At 55.4% G+C, this 1,429-nt stretch carries 1 protein-coding gene; it reads right to left on the bottom strand.

Features of this window, described 5'->3' with window-relative positions; translation table 11 throughout:
- Positions 1-32: 32 nt before the first annotated feature.
- Positions 33-1,343 carry an IS4 family transposase gene (locus tag ACYCCG_RS25975; protein ID WP_209969656.1) on the bottom strand — a complete coding sequence of 437 codons (1,311 nt, stop codon included), beginning with the start codon at positions 1,341-1,343 and terminating at the stop codon, positions 33-35.
- Positions 1,344-1,429 lie beyond the last annotated feature (86 nt).

Here is a 1,429-nt window from a genome sequence, read left to right as displayed (position 1 = left end):
TAATGCCAGTCAGTTAAGCTGACTGGCATTTTTCATTTTCGGGTGGGGTACTTCGCTGGACGTTGCTTCACCGTTCGCGGAAACCATCGGTCAGGCCGTCGATGTGGCAAAACATATTGTGCCGCCGAAGCCTGCAGATCCGACAAAAATCCCGGCAAATTCCCGGGGTGGTTCAAGGATGTGCCATGCAGCAAGCCCAGTATTGCCCAGCTACAGGCAGTAAAACTCATCTCGCATGGGTACACACCGGGGCACTGTCGAGACATCTGCACCATCTGATAACGCAACAGGTTGTAGCCCAGCAGTACGCCCCATAGCTCTTGTGCAATCATCTCCGGCGTCTTGCTTCTCAGCGTATATTCACCGCCTAAAAGCCCTTGCTTGATCTCTCGGTATCCCAGTTCGATTTCCCAGCGCTGACTGTAAAGGTCGACGATCTCATCACCTGGGAAACGCAGCGGATCGACCATTGAGGTCAGTACATTCACCACCTTGCCTTTGATCGTCTTGCTTAACAGCCGCGCTCGAATCTCCAGCGGCAGGCCGGGCCATTGCTTACGGGCTTGCGGCGAGGTGCGCAGAACGACCACGGCATCATTGCGCCCAAGCTTGTGCTCGACCTCGTACTGGGTACCCTTCTTCAAAGGAATAAGCCAATGACGCTGCTCGCCTTGTGATTGCCAGTGATGCAGCAAACCCAACGAGTAGAAACCTTTATCGAACAGGGTCAGCGAGTGATCAGGCGTGGTAGCACTCAGCTGTTCGGCCAGCTTCATTTCGCTACTGTGATAGCTCTCGAAAGTACTGCTTATCAGCAGATGGCTAGTCAGTTCCATCTGGCAGACCATTCGGACTTGAGGGTAGCTGCCATCGCCATGCTGGTTGGTCGCGCCGCCGTAGCACGCCCGGTTTTCTGTGGTGTCGGGGGTATTCCAGACCACGCCATCCACGCCCAAAAGCGTTAACCCCAACCATTGCGGGTGTTGAACTTCTGCATGCCATCGTTGCTGGGTGAGCGAGAACACCTCGCGAACAGCTTCGCTACCCAGTCGTTGCCGTCCCTGAACAACAGCGCTGGGCGCCACCAGAGGTCGCTTGCCCGGCAGCAAGATGTCCATGTGATTCACGACATCCCAGACCGACATCCGGCGGAACAACGCCATGCCGATGATGCACCAGACCAGGCTTTCCAACGGCAGCCGGCGCTTGCGTATAGTCGAGACGCCTGCCGTTTCGAAGGCCTGTTTCACAATGTCTGGATCAAGCAACGCTCCAAGCCCTTCGAGGGCATGTGGCCGCGATGCCATTTCATGAGTGAGGGACAGGGCTTTTGACAGGCGCATAAAAAATCCGATGCTCGTTTCCAAGCATCGGATTTTGCGGCCTATGGGCTAAAGGTCAATGCGTCAGTCTTAACTGACTGGCATTA

It is taken from the genome of Pseudomonas sp. VEM90 (genome assembly GCF_054611535.1).
Note: the sequence above shows the minus strand (reverse complement) of the source record. Positions and strands in the feature narration are given on the sequence as shown.

What these genes read in the sequence shown, in the direction of transcription:
- ACYCCG_RS25975 (WP_209969656.1), bottom strand. Translation starts at nt 1,343, where the DNA reads ATGCGCCTGTCAAAAGCCCTGTCCCTCACTCATGAAATGGCATCGCGG.